The sequence below is a fragment of the Kitasatospora nipponensis genome, from assembly GCF_039528135.1.
Lineage (GTDB): Bacteria > Actinomycetota > Actinomycetes > Streptomycetales > Streptomycetaceae > Kitasatospora > Kitasatospora nipponensis.
The window spans coordinates 1-814 of sequence record NZ_BAAALF010000627.1 but is presented as its reverse complement, the minus strand read 5'-3'; the positions used below and the strand labels follow the sequence as shown (position 1 = coordinate 814).

Here is an 814-nt window from a genome sequence, read left to right as displayed (position 1 = left end):
GCCAACGCCAAGAACGAGGTCCCGGGCGTCAAGTTCGAGATCAAGGCGCTGGACGACACCGCCAAGCCGGCCCCCGGCCAGCAGAACGCCACCAACCTGGTCGCCGACAAGACCGTCATCGGCGTGGTCGGCCCGCTCAACTCCAGCGTCGCCCAGTCGATGCAGCAGATCTTCAACGACGCCAACCTGGTGCAGATCTCCCCGGCCAACACCGGTGTGGCGCTCAGCCAGGGCGAGGCGTGGGCCACCGGCAAGAAGGCCCGCCCGTTCAAGACCTACTTCCGCACCGCCACCACCGACGCCGTGCAGGGCCCGTTCGCGGCCCAGTACCTGGTGAACGAGGCGAAGAAGAAGAAGGTCTTCCTGATCGACGACCAGAAGACCTACGGCGCCGGCCTCGCCGGTACCTTCAAGGGCGAGTTCACCAAGCTCGGCGGCACCATCGTCGGCGAGGAGCACGTGAACCCGGACGACCCCGACTTCAACGCGATCGTCACCAAGGTCAAGTCCTCCTGCGCCGAGGCGATCTACTACGGCGGCGAGTACCCGGCCGCCGGCCCGCTCTCCCTGCCGCTCAAGGAGGGTGGCGTCAACATCCCGCTGATGGGTGGCGACGGCATCCAGAGCGGTGACTTCATCAAGCTCAACCCGAAGAGCCAGGGCGACCTCGCCACCGCGGTCGGCCTCCCGGTCGAGCAGCTGCCCTCCGCCGCGAAGTTCATCGCGGACTACAAGGCCGCCGCGTACAAGGACGCCTACGAGACCTACGGCGGCTACTCCTACGACAGCGCCTGGGCCATCATCCAGGGCGTCA

Annotated in this window: 1 protein-coding gene; it reads left to right on the top strand. The window is 67.1% G+C overall.

Going from position 1 to position 814, the window contains the following annotated elements:
• Window positions 1-814 (top strand): branched-chain amino acid ABC transporter substrate-binding protein (locus tag ABD323_RS42355; RefSeq protein ID WP_344447383.1); only part of this gene is annotated, 814 nt, incomplete at both ends.